The sequence below is a fragment of the Caenimonas sedimenti genome (assembly GCF_007833165.1).
Classification (GTDB): Bacteria; Pseudomonadota; Gammaproteobacteria; order Burkholderiales; family Burkholderiaceae_C; genus Ramlibacter; species Ramlibacter sedimenti.
Genome location: NZ_VOBQ01000001.1, coordinates 158,041 through 178,775, shown reverse-complemented (window position 1 = coordinate 178,775; position 20,735 = coordinate 158,041). Strand labels below are relative to the sequence as shown.

Annotated in this window: 23 protein-coding genes and 1 pseudogene; 7 read left to right on the top strand and 17 right to left on the bottom strand. The window is 68.7% G+C overall.

The window, feature by feature from the left end; translation table 11 throughout:
- Nucleotides 1-83 precede the first annotated feature (83 nt).
- From FN976_RS00900 to FN976_RS00890, 3 genes are read left to right on the top strand one after another with little or no spacing between them, the layout of a single operon-like run.
- Entirely contained in the window at nt 84-1,523 is a 1,440-nt protein-coding gene (locus FN976_RS00900; RefSeq protein WP_145890022.1) for an aldehyde dehydrogenase family protein, read from the top strand.
- A gap of 13 nt (nt 1,524-1,536) precedes the next feature.
- Nucleotides 1,537-2,325 (top strand): HpcH/HpaI aldolase family protein, encoded by a 789-nt coding sequence (locus tag FN976_RS00895; RefSeq protein WP_145890020.1) that lies wholly within the window; start codon nt 1,537-1,539, stop codon nt 2,323-2,325.
- Between the two features lie 22 nt (nt 2,326-2,347).
- The gene (locus FN976_RS00890) at nt 2,348-3,226 is read left to right on the top strand and encodes a 2-hydroxy-3-oxopropionate reductase (protein ID WP_145890018.1); all 879 of its coding nucleotides are present in this window, start codon (nt 2,348-2,350) and stop codon (nt 3,224-3,226) included.
- A 92-nt stretch (nt 3,227-3,318) separates the two neighbouring features.
- Here the strand turns inward: FN976_RS00890 and FN976_RS00885 are convergent, their stop codons facing one another.
- Both FN976_RS00885 and FN976_RS29330 read right to left on the bottom strand, forming a co-directional pair.
- On the bottom strand, nt 3,319-3,621 hold the full coding sequence (locus FN976_RS00885) for a hypothetical protein (RefSeq protein WP_145890016.1): 303 nt from the start codon (nt 3,619-3,621) through the stop codon (nt 3,319-3,321).
- 36 nt (nt 3,622-3,657) lie between these two features.
- A complete protein-coding gene (locus tag FN976_RS29330) occupies nt 3,658-3,873 on the bottom strand; it encodes a hypothetical protein (protein ID WP_255440019.1) in 216 nt (71 codons plus the stop codon).
- Between FN976_RS29330 and FN976_RS29735 the strand changes: the two are divergent.
- Nucleotides 3,785-4,579 (top strand): annotated as a pseudogene (locus FN976_RS29735) (DUF3500 domain-containing protein); the annotation flags it as partial. The gene FN976_RS29330 and the pseudogene FN976_RS29735 sit on opposite strands and share 89 nt — an antisense overlap.
- Before the next feature lie 171 nt (nt 4,580-4,750).
- Here FN976_RS29735 and FN976_RS29095 read toward each other — a convergent pair.
- The 8 genes from FN976_RS29095 to paaA are packed head-to-tail and all read right to left on the bottom strand — an operon-like array spanning nt 4,751 to nt 11,645.
- Nucleotides 4,751-5,173: a hypothetical protein gene (locus tag FN976_RS29095; protein WP_255440018.1), complete on the bottom strand. Its 423-nt coding sequence runs from the start codon at nt 5,171-5,173 to the stop codon at nt 4,751-4,753.
- Between the two features lie 37 nt (nt 5,174-5,210).
- Nucleotides 5,211-7,259 carry a phenylacetic acid degradation bifunctional protein PaaZ gene (gene paaZ, locus FN976_RS00870; RefSeq protein WP_145890012.1) on the bottom strand — a complete coding sequence of 683 codons (2,049 nt, stop codon included), beginning with the start codon at nt 7,257-7,259 and terminating at the stop codon, nt 5,211-5,213.
- On the bottom strand, nt 7,256-7,888 hold the full coding sequence (locus tag FN976_RS00865; protein ID WP_145890010.1) for a TetR/AcrR family transcriptional regulator: 633 nt from the start codon (nt 7,886-7,888) through the stop codon (nt 7,256-7,258). Before FN976_RS00865 ends, paaZ begins: the two co-directional genes overlap by 4 nt.
- A 4-nt stretch (nt 7,889-7,892) precedes the next feature.
- Nucleotides 7,893-8,978 (bottom strand): 1,2-phenylacetyl-CoA epoxidase subunit PaaE, encoded by a 1,086-nt coding sequence (paaE, locus tag FN976_RS00860; protein WP_145890008.1) that lies wholly within the window; start codon nt 8,976-8,978, stop codon nt 7,893-7,895.
- Nucleotides 8,979-9,476 (bottom strand): 1,2-phenylacetyl-CoA epoxidase subunit PaaD, encoded by a 498-nt coding sequence (gene paaD / locus FN976_RS00855; protein ID WP_145890006.1) that lies wholly within the window; start codon nt 9,474-9,476, stop codon nt 8,979-8,981.
- Nucleotides 9,476-10,249, bottom strand: a complete 774-nt coding sequence (gene paaC, locus FN976_RS00850) for a 1,2-phenylacetyl-CoA epoxidase subunit PaaC (protein ID WP_145890004.1) — start codon at nt 10,247-10,249, stop codon at nt 9,476-9,478. Before paaC ends, paaD begins: the two co-directional genes overlap by 1 nt.
- 11 nt (nt 10,250-10,260) lie before the next feature.
- Nucleotides 10,261-10,641, bottom strand: coding sequence for a 1,2-phenylacetyl-CoA epoxidase subunit PaaB (gene paaB / locus FN976_RS00845; RefSeq protein ID WP_432417835.1), 381 nt, complete (start codon nt 10,639-10,641; stop codon nt 10,261-10,263).
- Nucleotides 10,638-11,645: a 1,2-phenylacetyl-CoA epoxidase subunit PaaA gene (gene paaA, locus FN976_RS00840; RefSeq protein ID WP_145890002.1), complete on the bottom strand. Its 1,008-nt coding sequence runs from the start codon at nt 11,643-11,645 to the stop codon at nt 10,638-10,640. Before paaA ends, paaB begins: the two co-directional genes overlap by 4 nt.
- A gap of 158 nt (nt 11,646-11,803) precedes the next feature.
- Between paaA and FN976_RS00835 the strand changes: the two genes are divergently transcribed.
- From FN976_RS00835 to FN976_RS00825, 3 genes are read left to right on the top strand one after another with little or no spacing between them, the layout of a single operon-like run.
- On the top strand, nt 11,804-12,250 hold the full coding sequence (locus tag FN976_RS00835; RefSeq protein WP_145890000.1) for an SRPBCC family protein: 447 nt from the start codon (nt 11,804-11,806) through the stop codon (nt 12,248-12,250).
- A gap of 13 nt (nt 12,251-12,263) precedes the next feature.
- Nucleotides 12,264-13,100, top strand: coding sequence for a 5'-3' exonuclease (locus FN976_RS00830; RefSeq protein WP_145889998.1), 837 nt, complete (start codon nt 12,264-12,266; stop codon nt 13,098-13,100).
- Between the two features lie 25 nt (nt 13,101-13,125).
- On the top strand, nt 13,126-14,010 hold the full coding sequence (locus tag FN976_RS00825) for a DMT family transporter (protein ID WP_145889996.1): 885 nt from the start codon (nt 13,126-13,128) through the stop codon (nt 14,008-14,010).
- Here the strand turns inward: FN976_RS00825 and FN976_RS00820 are convergent.
- Genes FN976_RS00820 through FN976_RS00790 form a run of 7 tightly spaced genes read right to left on the bottom strand, consistent with a single transcriptional unit; the run spans nt 13,994 to nt 20,717 of the window.
- Complete coding sequence (locus tag FN976_RS00820) at nt 13,994-14,200, bottom strand: hypothetical protein (protein WP_145889993.1); 207 nt, start codon at nt 14,198-14,200, stop codon at nt 13,994-13,996. The two genes, FN976_RS00825 and FN976_RS00820, sit on opposite strands and share 17 nt — an antisense overlap.
- Nucleotides 14,201-14,224: 24 nt before the next feature.
- Entirely contained in the window at nt 14,225-14,482 is a 258-nt protein-coding gene (locus tag FN976_RS00815; RefSeq protein WP_145889991.1) for a DUF3297 family protein, read from the bottom strand.
- Nucleotides 14,483-14,511: 29 nt separating this feature from the next.
- Nucleotides 14,512-15,810: a serine/threonine-protein kinase gene (locus FN976_RS00810; protein ID WP_145889989.1), complete on the bottom strand. Its 1,299-nt coding sequence runs from the start codon at nt 15,808-15,810 to the stop codon at nt 14,512-14,514.
- Nucleotides 15,807-16,691, bottom strand: a complete 885-nt coding sequence (locus FN976_RS00805; protein ID WP_145889987.1) for a peptidase associated/transthyretin-like domain-containing protein — start codon at nt 16,689-16,691, stop codon at nt 15,807-15,809. Before FN976_RS00805 ends, FN976_RS00810 begins: the two co-directional genes overlap by 4 nt.
- Nucleotides 16,692-16,738: 47 nt before the next feature.
- The gene (locus FN976_RS00800) at nt 16,739-18,013 is read right to left on the bottom strand and encodes a lytic murein transglycosylase (RefSeq protein WP_145889985.1); all 1,275 of its coding nucleotides are present in this window, start codon (nt 18,011-18,013) and stop codon (nt 16,739-16,741) included.
- A gap of 9 nt (nt 18,014-18,022) precedes the next feature.
- Nucleotides 18,023-19,375, bottom strand: a complete 1,353-nt coding sequence (gene yjjJ / locus FN976_RS00795) for a type II toxin-antitoxin system HipA family toxin YjjJ (RefSeq protein ID WP_145889983.1) — start codon at nt 19,373-19,375, stop codon at nt 18,023-18,025.
- Between the two features lie 58 nt (nt 19,376-19,433).
- The gene (locus FN976_RS00790; RefSeq protein ID WP_145889981.1) at nt 19,434-20,717 is read right to left on the bottom strand and encodes a diguanylate cyclase domain-containing protein; all 1,284 of its coding nucleotides are present in this window, start codon (nt 20,715-20,717) and stop codon (nt 19,434-19,436) included.
- Between the last annotated feature and the right edge of the window lie 18 nt (nt 20,718-20,735).

The following is a 20,735-nucleotide window of genomic DNA, read 5'->3' as shown; positions in this document are numbered from 1 at the left end:
GCGCCGAGGACTGTATCGTCTCGCGCGCCCCCACCCCGACCCTCCCCCGGAGGGGGAGGGAGGAATTCATAAGGAGACAAGACATGTTCAAGAACCTCATCAACGGCGAATGGCTCGACGGCCCCAAAGCGTCCCGCAACGTCAACCCCTCCGACACCCGCGACGTCGTCGGTGAATACGCCCAGGCCGACGCCGCGCAGGCACGCGACGCCATCGCCGCGGCGACCAAGGCACAACCCGGCTGGGGACTGTCGACACCGCAACAGCGCTTCGACATCCTCGATGCCGCGGGCGCCGAGATCCTCGCGCGCAAGGCCGAACTCGGCGACCTGCTGGCACGCGAGGAAGGCAAGACGCTGCCCGAAGCCATCGGCGAAGTCACCCGCGCGGGCAACATCTTCAAGTTCTTCGCGGGCGAAGCGCTGCGCACCAATGGCGACGTGGTGCCGTCGGTGCGTCCCGGCGTGGGCGTCGAGGTCACGCGCGAACCGGTCGGCGTCGTCGGCTTGATCACGCCCTGGAACTTCCCCATCGCCATCCCCGCCTGGAAGATCGCGCCGGCCATCGCTTTCGGAAATGCGGTCGTGCTCAAGCCGGCGGACCTGGTCCCCGGCTCGGCCTGGGCGATCGCCGACATCCTGCATCGCGCGGGCCTGCCGGCCGGCGTCTTCAACCTGGTCATGGGCCGCGGCTCCGAAGTCGGCCAGGTGCTGCTGGACGACGCCCGCGTGCACGCCATCAGCTTCACCGGTTCCGTCGCCACGGGCCAGCGCATCGCGGCCGCTTGCGTGAAGCGCATGGCCAAGTTCCAGCTGGAGATGGGCGGCAAGAACCCGATGGTGGTGCTGGATGACGCCGACCTGGGGGTGGCGGTCAGCGCCGCCGTCAACAGCGGCTTCTTCTCGACCGGGCAACGCTGCACAGCCTCGTCGCGCCTGATCGTCACCGAGGGCATTCACGATCGCTTCGTGGCCGCCATGGCCGAGCGCATGCAGGCCCTGAAGGTCGACGACGCGCGCAAGACCGGCACCGACGTCGGCCCGGTGGTCGACGACAAGCAGCTGGCGCAGGACCTCGAATACATCGCCATCGGCAAGGGCGAAGGGGCACGGCTGGTGGCGGGCGGCGAAGCGCTGGAGCGCAACGCCGACGGCGCGCCCGGCTGGTACATGCGCCCGGCGCTCTTCACGGAGACGACGAAAGACATGCGCATCAACCGCGAGGAGATCTTCGGCCCCGTGGTCAGTGTGATCCGCGCGAAGAACTACGACGAAGCGCTGTCGCTGGCCAACGACACCGAGTTCGGCCTCGCCGCCGGCATCGCCACCACCTCGCTCAAGCACGCCACGCACTTCAAGCGCCACAGCCAGGCGGGCATGGTGATGGTCAACCTGCCGACGGCCGGCGTGGACTACCACGTGCCCTTCGGCGGACGCAAGGGTTCCAGCTACGGCTCCCGCGAACAGGGCCGCTATGCTGCGGAGTTCTATACGACGGTGAAGACTGCCTACACCCAGGCGTGAACCAGGAGCCCCCGTGAGACCCAACCCCCTGCGCACGCTCTGGCAAGCCGGCGGCGCCGCCGTCAATGGCTGGCTGGCGATCCCGAACAGCTTCTCTGCCGAAACCATGGCCCACCAGGGCTGGGATTCCCTCACGGTGGACATGCAGCATGGCGTGGTGGACTACCAGGCCATGGTGACGATGCTGCAGGCCGTCTCCACCACCAACACCGTGCCCGTGGTGCGCGTGCCCTGGCTGGAACCCGGCATCCTGATGAAGACGCTGGACGCGGGCGCCTACGCCGTCATCTGCCCGATGGTCAACACCCGCGAGGACGCGCAGAACCTCGTGGCCTGGACGCACTACGCGCCGCGCGGCGTGCGCAGCTTCGGCCCGGTGCGGGCGCTGCTGTATGGCGGCGCCGACTATCCGCAGCATGCCAACGACACCATCGTCACCTTCGCGATGATCGAAACCGCCCAGGCGCTCGACAACCTGGAGGCCATCCTCTCGGTGGAAGGCCTGGACGCAATCTACATCGGCCCGTCGGACCTGTCGATCTCCATGGGCTGCAAGCCCGCGATGGACGAGCTGGAGCCCAAGGTGCAGCAGGCGGTGGAACACGTCCTGGCACGCGCCAAGGCGCATGGCCTGGTCGCGGGCATCCACAACACCGGCCCGGAGTCGGCGCTCAGGCGCATCGGCCTGGGCTTCCAGTTCGTCACCGTGAGTTCCGACGCGCGCCTCATCGCCGCCGGCGCGCAACAGGTGATGGCCGCGATGCGCGCCGGCCAGGCCAAGCCGGTCCCGGGCTCTTACTGAACTCTCTTTCGAGGAACACCACATGAAGATCGGATTCATCGGCCTGGGCATCATGGGCGCCCCGATGGCGGGCCACCTGCTGGCGGCGGGGCATGAGCTGTTCGTGCGGACGCGCAGCAAGGTTCCGGAAGCTTTGAAGGCCGCCACCGTGTGCGCCACCAACACCGACGTGGCCCGTGCCGCCGATGTCATCTTCCTCATGCTCCCCGACACGCCCGACGTCGAGCTCGTGCTGTTCGGCAAGGACGGCGTCGAAGGCGGCCTGGCCAAGGGCAAGACGGTCGTCGACATGAGCTCGATCTCCCCGATGTCCACCAAGGACTTCGCGAAGCGCGTCAACGCCGCGGGCGCGGACTATGTGGATGCGCCGGTGTCCGGCGGGGAGGTCGGCGCCAAGGCCGCATCGCTCACGATCATGTGCGGCGCGGAGCCGGCGGTGTTCGAACGCGTGCTGCCCCTGCTACAGGCGATGGGCAAGAACATCACGCTGGTGGGCGGCAACGGCGACGGCCAGACCACCAAGGTGGCCAACCAGATCATCGTGGCCCTGAACATCGCGGCCGTGGGTGAGGCGCTGCTGTTCGCCAGCAAGGCCGGCGCCGACCCGGCCAAGGTGCGGCAGGCACTGATGGGCGGTTTCGCAGCCAGCCGCATCCTCGAGGTGCATGGCGAACGCATGATCAAGCGCACCTTCGCGCCGGGCTTCCGCATCCAGCTGCACCAGAAGGACCTGGGGCTGGCGCTGCAGGGCGCGCGGGAGCTGGGGGTGTCGCTGCCGCAGACCGCCGGGGCGGCGCAATTGATGCAGGCCTGCGCCGCGAACGGCATGGCCGAGCTGGATCATTCGGCGCTGGTGAAGGCGCTGGAGCTGATGGCCGGGCACGAAGTGGCACCCGCCTGAGCGTCGTGGCCCGTAGGCTGGGGTAAGCCCGCAGGCGAACCCCGGCAGAGATCCTCGCAGGCGCTGGGGTTCGCCTTCGGGCTTACCCCAGCCTACAACTCCACCGCCAGGTGGCGCGTGATCGCCTCCACGTGCACATCCTTCAGCGGCTGCGCCTTCACTTCGTCTTCCTCGGCCGTCTTGTTCTCGGCGCCCTGGATGGCGGCGCGCATGTCGGCCTGGCTCGTCCACACCATGACCTCGGTCTTGGGGCACATGTGCCGCATGGTGTGGTACCAGTAATAGCCGTCCTCGCCGCCGAACAGCTTGTCGATGCCGGACAGGTCGTTGGGCTTCACGCGATGCTTGAGCAGGACCTCGTCGAGCACCTGGTGGGAGAGGATGAATGTCGTCATGGGGCGCGGATTGTACGACCCCGGAGGGTAGCAGGACTAAGATGGCTGCTTGAAACGGGTTGCGATGCTGCTGCGCACATTTTCCGCCTGGATGACCTGGACGCTGCTGGCCGTGGCGCCGGCGGGCGTGGGTGCTGCCGACACCAGCAAGGCGGCACAGGCCATGACGGCTGCCGCGCAGGGGCTGCTGCAAGCCACCCCGGCGGCCGAGCGGCCGCAGCTGGTCCAGCCCTTCACCTTGCAGGCACGCACCGACTGGCACTACACACCGCGCAGCCGCCCGGGCATCCCCTTCAAGGCGATGAGCCCGGCGCAGCGGACGGCCGCGCAGCAACTGCTGGCGGCGGCACTTTCGGCGTCTGGCCTGCTCCAGGTGCGCGCCGTGATCTCGCTGGAGATCGCCCTGCGCGAACTGGAAGCCTTCGGGCTCTCGCGAGACCCCGAGAACTACGCCATCGCCTTGTTCGGCCCGGTCGACGCGAACGGGGCCTGGGGCTGGCGCATCGAGGGGCACCACCTCTCGCTGCACTTCACGCTTTCCAACAGCCAGGTGGTCGCGACACTGCCTCAATTCCTGGGTGCCAATCCCTCCGAGGTGCCGCGCGACATCGCCAACGGTCCGCGCAAAGGCCAGCGCGCATTGGGCGAGCAGGGAGACCGGGCCTTCGCGCTGCTGGCGTCGCTCCGCCCCACCCAACGCCAGCAGGCCCTGTTCAGCGCACGGCCTTTCGGCGACATCGTCACGCGCAATGCCGAAAAGCTGGATCCGCTGGCGCCGGTGGGCATCGCGTTCGGGGACCTGGACGCGGCACAGCAGGCGTTGCTGCTGCGGGTGATCGAATCCCTGGCCTCGGTGGCCGAAGCGTCACTCGCGCAGCAGCGTCTGGCACGCGTGCATGCCGGCGGTCTGGCCAGCGTGCGCTTCGGCTGGGCCGGCGCCACGGAGCGCGGCCAGCCGCACTACTGGCGCATCCAGGGCGCGCGCTTCCTGATCGAGTGGGACAACTCGGGCGGCAACCACGCGTGTGGCGGGATGTCCAGGGGGATTGGGGCCGCGACGTGCTGGGCGAGCACTACCGGCGTGCCGGCGGCAGCACGCACAGGCACTAGCACTCGCGGGGGTCGAGCCTCACGGGCAGGGCATCCTGGCCGCTTCCGTCTCCACGCGCCCGGCACCGGCTGGAGCAACCGGCAGATGGGCCTGGGGCTGTGTCACGGTCCTGAGCCGGTCGCCCTCGACACGGTATTCGTACTCGCGCGCCGATCCCGCCAGGTCGGTCCGGAAGCTGCTGCGGGTCATGGTGGCCGAATAGAAGCCCGGACGCACGATCCGGTAGGCGTAGGTGCTCCTCACCGCCCGTCCGGCGGACGTTCCGCACACCGATTCGAATTCGGCGTCCTTGAAGTGGAGCGTGCAGCGCCCGGAGACGTCCTCCGTCTTCGAACCATCCTGCGCATGAAGGATGATCTTCACTGCGCGCCAACATCCGGTCAGCGAAGGGTCAGCCGCCGCCGCATGGCTCCAGGGCACGGCAACGGCCAGGCTGGCCACGCAGGCACATGCGAACGATTCCATGGGCTGGCGCACGCTAACCACGCTTCGCCACCAGGGTCAGGATGTCGTAGCTCGCCACCAGTTCACCATCCTGGTTCGTCACCTCCACGTCCCACGCCACCACGCCCTGCCCCACGCCCTTGGCATCCTTGCGGTTGCGGTCGATCTTGCGCTTGGCCGTCAGGCGTGCCTGGATGGTGTCGCCGATGCCCACGGGCTTGACGAAGCGCAGCGTGTCCAGGCCGTAGTTCGCCAGCACGGGGCCAGGCGCCGGCGAGACGAACAGTCCCGCGGCGGCCGACAACACGAAATAGCCGTGGGCGATGCGCTTGCCGAACGGGCTCTCCCTGGCCGCGACCTCGTCGAAGTGCATGTAGAAGTAGTCGCCGGAGATGCCGCCGAAGTTGACGATATCGGCCTCGCCCACCGTCCGGCGATGCGTCAGCAAGGAATCGCCGATCTTCAGGTCTTCGAAATGCTTGCGGAACGGGTGCGTGCCGTCGTCGTTCAGCTTGCCGCCGCGCACGTGCTCGCCGGTGACGGCGCTCAGCATCGCCGGTGAGCCCTGCACTGCCGCCCGTTGCAGGTAGTGCTTGACGGCGCGCAGGCCGCCCAGTTCCTCACCGCCACCGGCGCGGCCCGGGCCGCCGTGCTTCAGTTGTGGCAGGGGCGAGCCATGCCCGGTGGATTCGGCCGCGGCTTCGCGGTCCAGCACGAGCAGCCGGCCGTGGGTCGCCGCTGCAGCGGGGACGAAGCGCGCGGCCGTCGCCGCGTCCTTGGTGACCAGCGTGGCGACCAGGCTGCCCTTGCCGCGCGCGGCCAGTGCCAACGCTTCATCCAGTCCGTCGTAGGCCATCAGCGTGCTCACCGGGCCGAAGGCCTCGATGTCGTGCACGCTGTCGTCGCCCATCGGATTGCGCGCGAGCAGCAAGGTCGGCGAGAAGAAGGCGCCTTCGGCGACACCCTGGCCCTTGGGCGCGAAGCCATCGCGCTCACCGAACACCAGTTCCGCGTTCTTCAGCAGCGCGGCGACGCGCTCGCCCACGTCGGCCTTCTGGTCTTGCGAGGCGAGTGCGCCCATGCGCACTTCCTCCAGCGACGGGTCGCCCACCACCACCTTGGCCAGGCGCGCGCGCAGGCGCTTGCTCACTTCGTCCACATACTCCTTCGGCACGATGGCGCGGCGGATCGCCGTGCACTTCTGGCCGGCCTTCACCGTCATCTCGCGCGCGACCTCCTTCACGAACAGGTCGAACTCCTCGTCGTCCGGCGTCACGTCGGGCGCCAGCACCGCGCAGTTCAGCGAATCGGCTTCGGCGTTGAACGGGATGGATTGGCGGATCACGTTCGGGTGCACGCGCAGCTTCGCGGCCGTGTCGGCCGAGCCGGTGAAGGTGACGACATCGGCGCCGTCCAGGCGGTCCAGCAAGTCGCCCGTGCTGCCGATCACCAGTTGCAGGCTGCCTTCGGGCAGGATGCCCGATTCGATCATCAGCCGCACCGCGGCCTCGGTGAGGTAGCTCGTGGCGGTCGCGGGCTTGCCGATGCAAGGCACGCCAGCCAGGAAGCTCGGCGCGAACTTCTCCAGCAAACCCCACACCGGGAAGTTGAACGCGTTGATGTGAACGGCCAGGCCGCCGCGCGGCACCAGGATGTGCGTGCCGGCGAAACTGCCCTTCTTGCCCAGCGACATCGCCGGACCTTCGTGCACCACGTTGCCCGAAGGCAACTCGTTGGCACCGACGCCTGCATAGGCGAACAACGTGCCGCTGCCGCCTTCGATGTCGATCCAGCTGTCGGCGCGGGTCGCACCGGTGTGCGCGGAGATCGCATAGAGCTCCTCCTTGCGCTCGTTGAGGAACTTGGCCAGCGCCTTCAGGCGCTCGGCCCGCTGCTGGAAATCCAGCTTCATCAGGTTGGGCACACCCACCTTGCGCGCATGCTGCACGGCTTCGGCGAAGTCCAGCTTCTCGGCATGCGTGTTCGCCACCGGCTTGCCGTTGATGGCGCTGCGCAGCGCCTGCGCGCCTTCCTTGCCGACCCAGCGGCCGGCGATGTAACTTTGCAAGGTGGTGTTGGTCATGCGGGATCTCCAATCGTTGTGGGAGCGGTCTCCGGCGCTTGAACAGCGCCCAAGCCGCCCAGGAACAGGTCGGCCACGACGGGCGCCATCGCCTCGTAGTCGACGGCGCCGTCCGGCTTCATCCAGGTGAACATCCAGTTGATCATCCCGAAGAGCAGCATGGTGAGCGGCTTGCTCATGGCGGCATCCTTCAAGTCGGGGCGCAACGTGGCGACGACGCGCGCGAAGCCGTTGACGACCTCGCGCTCCTTGTCGAGCACGCGCTTCCGGTCATCCGGATCGAGGAACTTCACGTCTTCGGTCAGCACGCGGTGCGCGTTCTGCGCATGGGCGTACTCCTCCACCAGCCGGCGGATCAGCACGCGCATCTGGTCTTCGGGCGTTGTCTCCGCGGACAAGGCCTCGCGCACGATGCCTTGCAGCCGCGAAACGTGGCTGTCGGCGATGCTGACCAGCAGGGCGTACTTGTCCTTGTAGTAGTGGTACAGCGTGGCCTTGGACAGGCCGCAAGCTTCCGCCACCTGGTTCATCGAGGTGCCGGGGTAACCGCGGTGCGCGAAGAGCGAAGCCGCGCTGGCGAGAATCAACTCGCGCTGGTCGTCATAGGTCGCTGAACGCCCGCGGCCCATGCGCTCAGCGCTCGTCGAAAGAGAGAACGACGCGCTCCGTCGTCGGATGCGCCTGGCACGTCAGGATGAAGCCCGCCGCCACCTCGTTCTTGTCGAGCGCGAAGTTGCGCTCCATGCGCACCTGGCCTTCGACCAGTTTGGCGCGGCAGGTGCCGCAGACGCCGGAGGTGCAGGAGAACGGCACCTCCAGTCCGGCCGCGGACGCCGAATCGAGGATGCTCGGCTGGTCCTTGGTGAAAGTGATCTCGCGCGTGAGGCCGTCACGGATGATCACCACCCTGGCCTGCTCGGCGTCGCCCGGCTTCGCCTCGTGCACCACGGCGCCCACCTGGCCCGCGGCCTGCTGCGCGATGCCGAAGCGCTCGATGTGGATGCGTTCTTCCGGCACACCCGCGGCCAGCAGCGCGGCCTCGGCTTCGTCGTTCATCTGGAACGGACCGCAGATGTACGTGTGCGCGATGCGATCGGCCGGCACCAGCAGGCGCAGGAACTCGCCGATCTTGTCGCGGTTCATCACGCCCATGTTGATCGGCGCGTCGGTGTGTTCGTCGGAGAACACGTGATGCAGCACCAGCCGCGTCATGTACTTGTCCTTCAGGTCCTCGATCTCCTCCTTGAACATCGTGGACTTGAGGCTGCGGTTGCCGTAGATCAGCGTGAAGCGGCTCGCGGGTTCGCGGGCCAGCACCGTCTTCATGATGGAGAGGATGGGCGTGATGCCGCTGCCGCCCGCGATGCCCACATGGTGCCGCTGCGCCTCGGGCTCGATCGGAACGAAGAAGCGGCCCTGCGGCGCCATCACGTTGATGGTGTCACCGGGCTTCAGGTGCTCGTTGATCCAGTTGCTGAAGACGCCGCCGCGCACCTTGCGCACGCCGACCCGCAGCTCGCCGTCGTCGACGCCAGCGCAGATGGAATAGGAGCGGCGCAGGTCCTGGCCCTCGATCTCCTTGCGCAGCGTCAGGTACTGGCCCTGCGTGAAGCCGAACACCGGCTTCAGCTCCTCGGGGACGTCGAAGGAGACGACGACAGCTTCCTGCGTGTCGGGCTGGATGGCGCGGACGCGCAACGGATGGAAGATGACGCTCATCTAGATCGGCTTGAAATGTTCGAATGGTTCCCGGCAGGACAGGCACCGGTACATCGCCTTGCACGCCGTGGAGCCGAAGGCGGACAAGCGCTCCGTGTGCAGGCTCGCGCAGCGCGGGCAGGCAATGGCGTCCTGCCGGCGCCCGATGATGCGGATCGGCACGCCACCCTCGGGCGGCACCGGGCCGGGCGGCGCGATCCCATAGTCGTTGAGCTTGCGCTTGCCCTCGGCGCTGATCCAGTCGGTGGTCCAGGCGGGCGCGCGGCGCAGCGTGGCGCGCGCCGGGCCGAGTCCCTCGGCCGCGATCGCCTCCAGCACGTTCTGCTCGATCAACTCCGTTGCCGGGCATCCTGAGTAGGTGGGCGTCAGCACCACCTCCAGTTCATCCCCATGGTCGATCACGTCGCGCACGATGCCGAGATCGCATACCGACAGCGCCGGCACCTCGGGGTCGAGCACGGTGCCCAGCACTTCCCAGGCGCGTTCGGCCCGATTCATCACCAGACGCCTCCGGGGAAGGCGCGCTGCAGATGCTGCATCTCGGCCAGCAGGAACCCCATGTGTTCGCTGTGCGTGCCGCGCTTGCCCGTGGCGAGGAAGGCCACTTCGGCCGGCACCGTCAGGCCGCCGGCCGCGAACAGCTCCGTCATCTCGGCGGTCCAGGCTTCCTTCAAGTCGCCCCAACGCGGGCCCAGCCCGGTGGCGTGCGCGTGCTCATCGACGGCATCGTCGGCGAACAACTCGGTGTTGTAGTGCCACAGCTGCATCACCGCCTTTTCGACCCGGCGGCGGGATTCGTCGGTGCCGTCGGCCAGCCGCACCAGCCAGTCGGCCGCGTGCTGCTGGTGGTAGCGCGCTTCCTTCACCGCCTTGCCGGCGATGCCTGCCAGCTCGGCATCGCTCGACGTTGCCAGCTGGGTCCACAGCAGCTTGAAGAACGTCGCCACCATGGCATTGCGCAGCACGGTCACGGCGAAGTCGCCGCGCGGCAACTCCACCAGGGTCACGTTGCGGTAGTCGCGTTCATCGCGCAGGAAAGCGAGCTGGTCTTCGTCGTAGCCGGAGCCTTCCAGCTGTCCCGCATGCGTCAGCACCGCGCGGGCCTGGCCCACGAGGTCGAGCGCCATGTTCGACAGCGCGATGTCTTCTTCCAGCACCGGCGCATGGCCGCTCCATTCGGCGAGGCGCTGCGCCAGGATGAGTGCGGTGTCGCCGATGCGCAGCAGATACTGCACGGCAGGGGCCTGGCTGACCTGGATGGAGGCTTGCATGACGGCGCCCATCACATGTGGTCCACGGACTTGGGCAGTTCGTAGAAGGTCGGGTGGCGGTACACCTTGTCTTCCATCGGGTCGAAGTACATGCTCTTCTCGCCGGGGTCGCTGGCGACGATGTGGTCCGAGCGGACCACCCACACGCTGGTGCCCTCCTGGCGCCGCGTGTAGACGTCGCGCGCGTTCTGGATCGCCATCTGCGCGTCGGCCGCGTGCAGGCTGCCGCAGTGCTTGTGGTCCAGGCCGCTCTTGCTGCGGACGAAGACTTCCCACAAGGGCCACTCGCGTCCTTCGGACGCCGTGGCCTGCGGCCGCAATGGGCTCAACCCCTCCCCATCCCTCCCCTGACCAGGGGAGGGAGGCGTCGTGCCGGCGTCATCGCTTTTCATGCGGCCTCCTTGTGTGCCTGCTCTTGCTTCCGCGCATGCGCCAGCGCCGCTTCACGCACCCACGCGCCGTCGTCCCACGCATCCACGCGCGCAGCGAGCCGTTCGCGATTGCAAGGCCCGTTGCCGGCGATCACCTGGAAGAACTCGGCCCAGTCGATGGTGCCGAAGTCGTAGTGCTGGCGGTCCTCGTTCCACTTCAGGTCGGGGTCGGGCGGGATGACGCCGAGCACCTTGGCCTGCTCGACCGCGGCGTCCACGAACTTCTGCCGCAGTTCGTCGTTCGAAACGCGTTTGATGCCCCAGCGCATGGATTGCGCGGTGTTGGGCGACTGGTCGTCCGGCGGGCCGAACATCATGATGGACGGCCACCACCAGCGGTTGACGGCGTCCTGCACCATGTCCTTCTGCGCCTGCGTGCCCTTCTGCATCATGGTCAGCAGGCTCTCGAAGCCCTGGCGCTGGTGGAAGCTTTCCTCGCGGCAGATGCGGATCATCGCGCGCGCATACGGGCCGTAGGAGCAGCGGCAGATCGGCACCTGGTTCATGATGGCCGCGCCGTCCACCAGCCAGCCGATGGCGCCGACGTCCGCCCAGGTCAGCGTGGGGTAGTTGAAGATCGAGCTGTACTTGGCCTTCCCGCTGTGCAAGGCTTCCAGCATCTGGTCGCGCGAGGTGCCCAGCGTCTCGGCGGCCGAATAGAGATAGAGGCCGTGGCCCGCCTCGTCCTGCACCTTCGCCAGCAGGATGGTCTTGCGCTTCAGCGTGGGCGCACGCGTGAGCCAATTGCCTTCGGGCAGCATGCCGACGATTTCGGAATGCGCATGCTGGCTGATCTGCCGCACCAGCGTCTTGCGGTAGTGGTCCGGCATCCAGTCCTTGGCCTCGATGAAATCGCCCTCGCCGATGCGAGCTTCGAAGCGATCTTCCAGAATCATCTCTTCGGCCGAACGCACCGGCTTGCGGGCCTCGTCCTTGCCCATGGTGTCCATGGCTTGGGTGTACATAGGAGTCTCCTGAGGGTCGGATCTATCTTCTACCGACCGATCGGTCGATGATAGAACAAGAACGGCCGGATGGCAAGAACGCTGTCGATTTCGCCTTGAACCATTCGTCGTGCAGACAGAGGGCCGTCCTCTTGCCTCAATCCAAGGATGATCACGCCATGACCACCAACACCGTCCGCCTCCACCGTGTCTTGCGCTGCCCGCCGGACCGCATCTACCGCGCCTTCACCGAGGCGGCTGCCTATGAGTGCTGGCTGCCGCCCTTCGGTTTCATGGCCAAGGTCCACAGCATGGACGCCAAGGTCGGCGGGACGTACAAGATGTCATTCACCAACTTCGGCAGCGGCCACGCCCATTCCTTTGGCGGCAAGTACCTGGAGCTGGTGCCGGGCCAGCGCGTCGTCTACGAAGCCAGCTTCGACGATGCGAACCTGCCGGGCACCATGAAGACCACGGTCACGCTGACGCAGGTGTCCTGCGGCACCGACATGCAGGTGGTGCAGGAAGGCATCCCGGCCGTGATCCCGGCGGAGATGTGCTACCTGGGCTGGCAGGAATCCCTGGTCAAACTGGCGCAACTGGTGGAGCCGCAGATCCCAGATTGAACATGCGCAACCCATGAACGTCGACCTCGTCGACGGCACTTACGAGCTGTTCCGGCACTTCTACGGCCTCCGGCGCTTCAACAAGGGCGCCGACCGGCCGTACGGCGCCGTCGCGGGGGTGCTGAACGGCGTGCTGGAGATGATCGAAAGCCACACCACGCACGTGGGCGTGGCGACCGATCACGTGATCGAATCGTTTCGCAATCGGCTCTGGCCCGGCTACAAAACCGGTGCCGGCATCGAGCGGGCTTTGCACGCCCAGTTCCATCCCCTGGAAGAAGCGCTCGATGCCATGGGAGTCGCCGTCTGGCCGATGGTCGAACTCGAGGCGGACGATGCGCTGGCGACCGCGGCACATCTCGCGGACCAGGACACGCGGGTCGGGAAGGTGCTGATCTGGACGCCCGACAAGGACCTGGCGCAGTGCGTGCGCGGCGACCGCGTGCTGCAGGTGGACCGCCGGGGCAAGAAGATCCGTGACGCCGAGGCCATCCGCCAGAAGTTCGGCGTGGTTCCCGCCCTGATTCCCGACTATCTGGCGCTCGTCGGCGATGCCGCCGATGGCTACCCCGGCATCGAAGGCATCGGCCCCGTCGGCGCCGCCCGGCTGCTGAACGAGTACGGTCCGATCGAGACCTTTCCCAAGAAGGTGCTGGGCGCGCATCTCGCCAATGCGAAATTGTTCAAGCGCCTGGCGACACTGCGGACCGATGCCAAACTGTTCAAGGATGTCGAAGCGTTGCGGTGGCGTGGCCCCACCCCGGCCTTCGCGGCATGGACGGAACGCATGGAATCGCCCAAGCTGCTCGAACGCAGCCTGAAGGCCCAGGCGCTGGCCGCGCAACGCTGAGCAGCGCGGCTGCTACGCTGCCCCCATGCAGACGCGGCATTTCGCCCAGTTGATCCTCCTGTCCGCCCTGTGGGGCGCGTCCTTCCCGTTCCTGCGCGTGGCCAGCCCGGCCTTCGGCCCCTGGGGCCTCGCCGGCATCCGCTGCGCGCTGGCGGCGCTGGTGCTGGCGGTGATCATGCGGATCGTGCGCCAGCGCTGGCCGGACCGCGCCGCCTGGCCGCGGCTGGCCGTCCTGAGCCTGCTCACCATCGCCCTGCCCTTCGTGCTGTTCAACTGGGCCGCGCTGGTGCTGCCCGCCGGTTATTCCGCCATCCTCAATGCGACGGTACCGCTGTTCAGCATGCTGGGCGCCGCGGCGATGGGTGACGAACGCCTGACCTGGCGCCGGCTGGCCGGCTGCGCACTGGGCTTTGCTGGCGTGGCGCTGCTGGTGCGGCTGGGGCCGGTGGCGGTGGACCGGCAGGTCGTGCTCGCGGCCCTCGCCTGCACCGCGGCGGCCGCGAGCTACGGCATCGGCGCGGTGCTGATGAAGCGCGCGACACTGACGCAGCAGCCGCTGGCCGCTTCCGGCGCGGCGCATCTCGCCGCCGCCATCGCGCTCGCGGTGCCCACGGCCGCGACAGTGGAGACGATGCGGCCGACCAGCGCGGCGGTGGCCGCGATCCTCATCCTCGGGATGGTCACGTCCGGCCTGATGTACTGGGTGAGCATGCGCCTGATGCGCGAGATTCCCGCGACAGCCGCGACGTCCTCGGCGCTGATGATCCCGCTGTTCGGGGTGACCTGGGGCCGCCTGTTCCTCGGGGAGCCGGTCACCTCGGGCATGGTTCCGGGCGCACTGCTGGTGCTCGCCGCCACCGCATTGATCACGGGCTTCAACCCGCTGCGCGTCTTCAGACGCGGAGGGTGATCTGCATTTCGTGGAAGACGGGGTTGCGCACCGGTCCCTTGTCCTGCTCGGCGATATCGATCGCCAGCAACTTGGCCTGCACCGAATGGTTGAGATAGGGCACCACGGAACGCGCGCCGCAGCCCCAGCGCCGGCCGGGCGGCTGCCAGAGGCCGGGGGCCTTGTCGGACTGGCGGCTCATGCTGCTCATGGGAACGAGTGTCGCAGAAGACCGCTACTTGTAGAAGACCTCGACCTGCCCCTTGAGCTTGATGAGGAGCGGCTTTCCCTTGCGGTCCAGCGTCTTCCCGGCGGGCACCTTGACCCAGCCCTCGCTGATGCAATATTCCTCGACGTCGGTGCGTTCCTTGCCGTTCAGGCGGATGCCGACCTCGTGTTCGAAGATGGCCGCCACGTAGTGCGGGCTGCGCTCGTCGGCGGACAGGTGGTCGGGCAATTCGGGGCGGGCGGGGCGCGGGGTGGCTTCATCCATGGGGCTGCATTCTGCCTCGGCGGCGGCTCCTAGACGAAAGCGATGGCCAACGCGGCGAAGACAGCCACTCCGAAAGCCACAGGCCAGGCCCAGCGCGGCGCCCCTGCGACCGTCCGCACCGGCAGGGCCTGCGGCGGTGGCTCGGCGGACGCCGCGCCGGTGGCAAGCCGCTGCAGCGCGGCGATCGAATCGAACTCGACGGCCAACGGGAAACTGGCGCGGCGCGGCTTGCCATCCCCGGCTTCCGATGCGGTCCGTCCGAGCGTGGCCTCCTGCTCAGGCGGGGCGCTTTCGGGAGGCGCGACGGAGTCCGGCGCCGCGCTGATCTGCTGGGTGGATTCGTAGGCATCGGGCGCGCGCTTTCGCACCTGGGCCACGGTGGCCTCCGGATCGTCGCCAGCCGCCGGCACCGGCACGGGCTGCGCCGGCGCTTCCGTGAAAGGCAGGCGGCGGCTGATGGTGGCCGCCGGAGAGAACGAGCCGGCGCGCACGGCGCCCGACATGAGATGCGCGGCGCACTGCGCCAGCTCGTGCGCCAGCAGGTCGGCGTCCTGGTACCGGGCACCGGGGTCCTTGCGCAGCGCCCGGGCCACGATGCGGTCCAGCTCCTCCGGCACAGCCGGGTTGCGCTTGCTGGGGGGCACCGGCTGACCGTGGACGATGTCGAACAGCAGCGTGCCCAGGTCGGTGCCGGAGAACGGCGCGCTGCCCGCGACGCATTCGTACAGCACCGAGCCCAGCGAGAAGATGTCGCTGCGCGAGTCGACACCCCGGCCTTCCACCTGCTCCGGCGCCATGTACTTGGGCGATCCCAGCATCACGCCGGTCTGCGTCTTCACTTCCGAAATCTGCATGCGGGCCACGCCGAAATCCATGATCTTGGCGTGCCGCCCGTCCATCACCATGATGTTGGAGGGCTTGATGTCGCGGTGCACGATGCCACGCATGTGCGCCGCGGCAAGCCCCGAGGCCACCTGCGAGATCAGGTCGACGATCACCGGCAGCTGCAAGGTGCCGCTGTTCATCAGTTCACGCAGCTCCTGGCCGCGCAGCATCTCCATGGCAATGTAGAGCCAGTCGCCCTCGCGCCCCATGTCGTAGACCGTGATGACGTTCGGGTGGTTGAGGCCCGCGGCCGCCTTGGCTTCCTGCCGGAAGCGCGCCTCGTGCCCGGCGCGCTCCTCGGCGTCGTCCGACAGCAGCATGGTCTTGACCGCCACCTGCCGCTGCAGCGTCTCGTCCTCGGCTTCGTAGACCACACCCATGGCGCCGCGCCCGATTTCGCCCACCACGCGGTAGCGCCCGAAGTGGCTGAAAGCCGCGCTCAATTGCTTCCCCAGAACTTGAATCGCTCCAGCAGGCTGGGCACCCGGCGCGGCGGCTGGCGCGCGATGAAGATGTGCTTGACGTCGATCTCCTCACCCGGCTTCAGTTGCACGTCCATGCGCAGGGGAGTCATCTTGCCGAGACGCACCTCGATCACGTGTGGGCCGGGTGGAACCGCCAATCGCGTGAGCGGCGGAACCTGGCCTTTCAATTCGCCGTCGACCCAGATCTCGCCGCCAGGCCGGATGTCCAGCCGCAGCACGGCCGGCCGGCGAGCCGCCTCGTCGCGCAGGCGCACCGCCCGCGCCACGGCACCCGCGCACAAAATGGCCACGATGGCGGCGCTGCCCAGGAGCAGCTGCCGGCGATCGGCCGGCGGTTCGGGTTCGGCCGCCTCGGGCGCGTGCAGCCGCTGTTCGCGCTCCTGCGCATCCATGAACTTGCCCGCTGTCCGCAAGGCGCGCCCCAGGTGCGGCGCCGCGGCATGCAACGCCCGGCGGAATTCGCTGGTGGCCAGCAGCGGGTGCTCCGGGGAGAGCCCCGTGATCGCCTGTGCGGTTTCCAGCCCTTCGCCCGTGAGTTGCGCAGCGTCGCGCTTGCGCGTGCGCACCAGCCCATGGTGCAGCCCGATGTCGAGTTCGGGCTCCAGCGCCGCCAGCCGCGCCGCTTCCAGCGCCTGCACCGGGTCGTCCAGGCCGACGATGGCGGCGCCGTCCGGAGCCTGCACCACCACCCGGGCGTCCTCGGGGTAAAGAGGCACCAGCCCGGCCAGCGTCCGCGTCAGCCTGGCGCGCCGGGCGGCTTGCTGTGTCGCGTCGAGCGCGGCGAACCCGCGCATTCGCAGGAACAGCACATTGGCCGGAAACGGGTTGGGACGCACCATCGGCGCATATTCTGCATCGGGCCATCGCCCCCGCCCCGGCTTTCTTCTTAGGGTTGCATCAGCAACCGCATGGTTCGCTGGCCCGCGCGCCGCCCCGGCGGCAAGCCCTTGCGGGTACGTTCCGCCTCGATGGCATCCCGCGTGTTCCGGCCGGCCACGCCGTCCGGCGTCACCAGGGTGTGCCCTCGCTGCAACAGCCAGGCCTGCAGTTCGCGCACTTGCGCGCGGCTGAGGCCGGGGTCGTCGGTGGGCCAGGCGGTGACGATGCCGGGGCCGCCCGCCAGCCGGTTGGCGAGCACCGCCACCTCCATCACGTAGCGGTCCGAGTTGTTGTAGCGCCAGATGGTGTCGAAGTTGCGCGTCACCAGGAAAGCCGGTCCCGGCAAACCCACCGGCAGGAACGGCGTCGCCATGGGATCGCCAGTCGCCTGCAAGGGAACGGCCTCACCGCCCGCGCCGACCGCTTGCCAGCCCTGCGCGGCCCATTCCGACACCTTGCGGTCCCGCCCCTTGACCTTGCCCGTGGCCGCGGCGTATTCGCGCTGTTGCTCCTGCGGGATGCGCACCTCGACGTAGGCCGGCGCACCGGCGATCCAGCCCCCGCGCTTTTGCAGGTGGTTGGCGGTCGAGGCGAAGGCGTCGCGCTCCGAGCCGACGATGTCGGCCACGCCATCGCCATCGAAATCCACGGCGATCTGCTCGAAGGTGTCCGGCACGAATTGCGTCCGCCCGAAGGCGGCGGCCCAGGAGCCCTGGTAGTTGTCGCCGCGCACCTTGCCGTCGCGCAGCAGCCGCACGGCGGCGTAGGCGCGTTCGCGGGAGGCGCAGTTGCCGGTGGTGCAGGGGCGCAGGCAGGCCAGGCTGAGAGCGGCGTCCAGCACGGGGATGCGGCCGGACGACGGACCGTAATTGGTCTCGATGCCATAGATCGCGACCACGACCTCCTTGGGCACGCCCCAGCGCGCCTCGATGCGCTGCAGGGCGTCGGCCTCGCGCACCAGCACTTCGCGGCCCTGGGCCACGCGTTCATCGTCGGTGGTGGCGGCGATGTCGTCCCACCAGAACGTGGGCTCGCCCCTTTGCACCAGCAGCGCCTGGCGCACGCGATCGTCGTACCGGGCCTGGCTGGCGATGCGCGTGAAATCGTCGGCCTTGATGGGCCGCCCGGCTCCGGCGGTCTGCCCGGCCAGGCCCTGCACGCAAGCGGCGAATTGCGCATCGCTCATCGGCTGGTCGAGCGGCCCGGCCTGGCTGATGGACACCTGCAGCGCGATGAGCGCGGCCGCCGCGCACCGCGCGATCACTGTCGGGTTGAACTGCATCGGACGATGCTAAGCGGCCGCACCCCGGGCAGTTGTAGGCGCATCGCCACGAAGGCTGACCGCGTGCCGTTCGGCCAGCGCCCGGAAGTCGCCGGAAACCATGGGCTCGCCCGCAACGCGCTCCCAGTAGCGGGCGGCAAGCGCACGCGCCCTTGGCCACTCCCTCAGCGTCTCCGCCGAGGGCGCCAGCCGGCCGGGCTCAAAGTCGCGCGGCACGATCTCGCCGGCGATGGGAGCGTAGATCATCGGCAGCACGTCATAAGCCGGCGCCAGCCGCCAGCTGCCATTGGGGCCGATCACCAGCGAGATGTTGCCGTAGTGGCGATCCGTGTTGCCGATCTGGACGCCGAACGCCTCCAGGAAGCGCAGGTGCGCCACGTCTTCCTCGATGAGCAACCCGCGCAGCCGGATCCGCTCCGCCGTGGCGGCCCAATTGTCGATCTGGCCGATGTATTCGTTGTCGAAGGACATGAGCGACACCATGCCGATGCGGCCCCGGGGCGTGCGATCGAAGCGTTCCACCTCCAGCAGGGTGCGGCCGCCGTCGCGGAACACGCGTGAGGGCGCGGCGGGAATCCCGCCTTCATTCAGCACCGTGAGCGCCAGGTGCTCGCACACCAGCAGGTCGTCCCAGCGGCGGTCGAACGGCGAGTCGCCGGCCGGCGAGAACTTCACGATCACCGGCTGGCCGTCTTCGCGCACCGCGCAGAACTTGGGCTGCTCGCCGCCCGCCGAAGAGCCGGGCAAGGCGCCCCGCATGGATGCGTCCGCCAGCTTCACGTAGGCGTCCGGCGCGACGCGCGGCTGGGGCGCGGCCCGGTTGAAGCGCTCGAACGCCTGCGCCCCCACGATCAGGTTGCCGGGCAGGTCGTCGCCGACCTGGCACAGCGCCTTCAGCGTGTCGTCGTCGGACCAATGGTCCGGGTTGTCCGCGAGCCGCAAGTCCTGGTGCAGGTGCGCGAACGAGCGCCCCAGAAAACCCTGGGGCCGCATGTCGGCCAGGAACCACGGGAGGCCGTCGTGCAACTGCGTGAGCGGCTCCACGTATTCCTCGATCCAGCAGCGCCCGCCGGCCGTGGGGATCAGCGTGGCGAATTCGCTGACGCCGCCGTCTTCATCGACCCGGATGACGGGAATGGACCCGGTGGTGCCCACGCCGGCCACTGGCCGGGGCATGACGTAGGCCCGGCTGGGCCCGCGCCCGACAGCCAGCACCTCCCCGGCGGCCAGCAGCGGCGCCAGTGCCCGCGAGATCGAAGCCTGGCTGACGCCGCAGGCGCGTTGCAGCTCAGCGCTGGTGGCCGCGCCGGCGGCGCGCAAGCTGGCGCGCAGGGTGTCGTTGAGCGCTGCAGTGACGGCCATGATGAATAGATTTTATCATGGCATCTTCAACTAAAAGAATAGATGATTGAATAGTTTTTCAGGCGCGCGCCCGATGCCCCGGCATCACATGCCGCAACTCCGGGCCGAAGCGGCCGGGCCGTCGCGGCCCCAGCCGCGCGTGTTCGACCGGGACGGTCTCGCCCGTCGCCGGGTCGCGCACGGCGGCCCGCGATGCCATCGCGCGCGCCGCCTCCGCCAGCCGCTGCGCCTCGTGCAGCACGTCGTCCGCCGCCGCCGTCTCACGGTCAAGATGCACGACGCCGATGCCGACGTCGAGCCGCACCTGCACGTTCCGGCCGTCCGCCGCCGTCACCTGCATCGGGCGGCGCAAGCTGGAGGCCACGCGCAGCCCCAGTGTGCGCAATGCCGCCGGTGCATGGATGGTTTCGACCAGCGCCACGAAGCAGCGGTCCCAGTAGCGCCCCACCGGGTTGACCACGCCCACCTGCTTTTGCAGCCGCTGGGCCAGGTGGAGGTAGACCTCGTTCAGGCCGGCCGCGCCGGTCTGCGCCACGATCTTCTCCGGCGCGAAGAGAATGACTGCCAGCACCGCACCGTCGCGCCGCGTGAGCCGCCGCCGCTCCAGCGCGCGCAACAGCTGCTGCACGAATGGCAGGCCGCCGGGCAGCTTGGTCACCGGATCGAACTGCGACTGCACCTGCTCGAAGCCGCGCGTGCGGCGCGCGTGCTGGTTGCGCTTCCAGAGCATGAAACCGATCACGCTGATGCACAGCACGCTGGTCAGGGCGATCAGCGCCTGCCAGGCCGGGCCCAGCCCGGGCAGGCCGAGCGCGACGGCATACAGGCCGCCGACGGCGGGCAGCATGAAGACGCCGCCGATGGCGATGCCCAGGGCCAGCGCGTCGCCGAGCAACCAGGCCCGCACGGCCATCCAGAGCACCATGCCCGAATTCAGCAGCACGAGCGCCGCCGAAGCGGGCAGTTGCTGCTGCAGCGGCAACAGCAGGCACACCAGCGCCGCGACGGGCGCCAGCGCGCCACCACCCAGCAGGCAGATGTCCATCAGGCGGTCGCGGTGGCGGGCCGACAGCCACGCCCGCACCCAGTAGTTGCCGAGGCCCACGCACAACGGGCCGATCAACACCTTGGCGATGTGGGCCGCCTCGGGGTCCATGGCCGGGAAGATCGCTTGTGCCACGCCGCTCAGCAGCAGCACGAAGGCCAGGGTCGCCAGGTTGTAGGCCGTGCCCTGGGCGGTCGCCATGGTGCGCAGGAGGATCCAGTCCGACAGGCAGATCAGCACGACCAGCGTGATGGCGCCGGCGGCACCGCTCCAGATCGCGACTTCCAGCACGCTCATACCGAGTGCTCCCGTGAC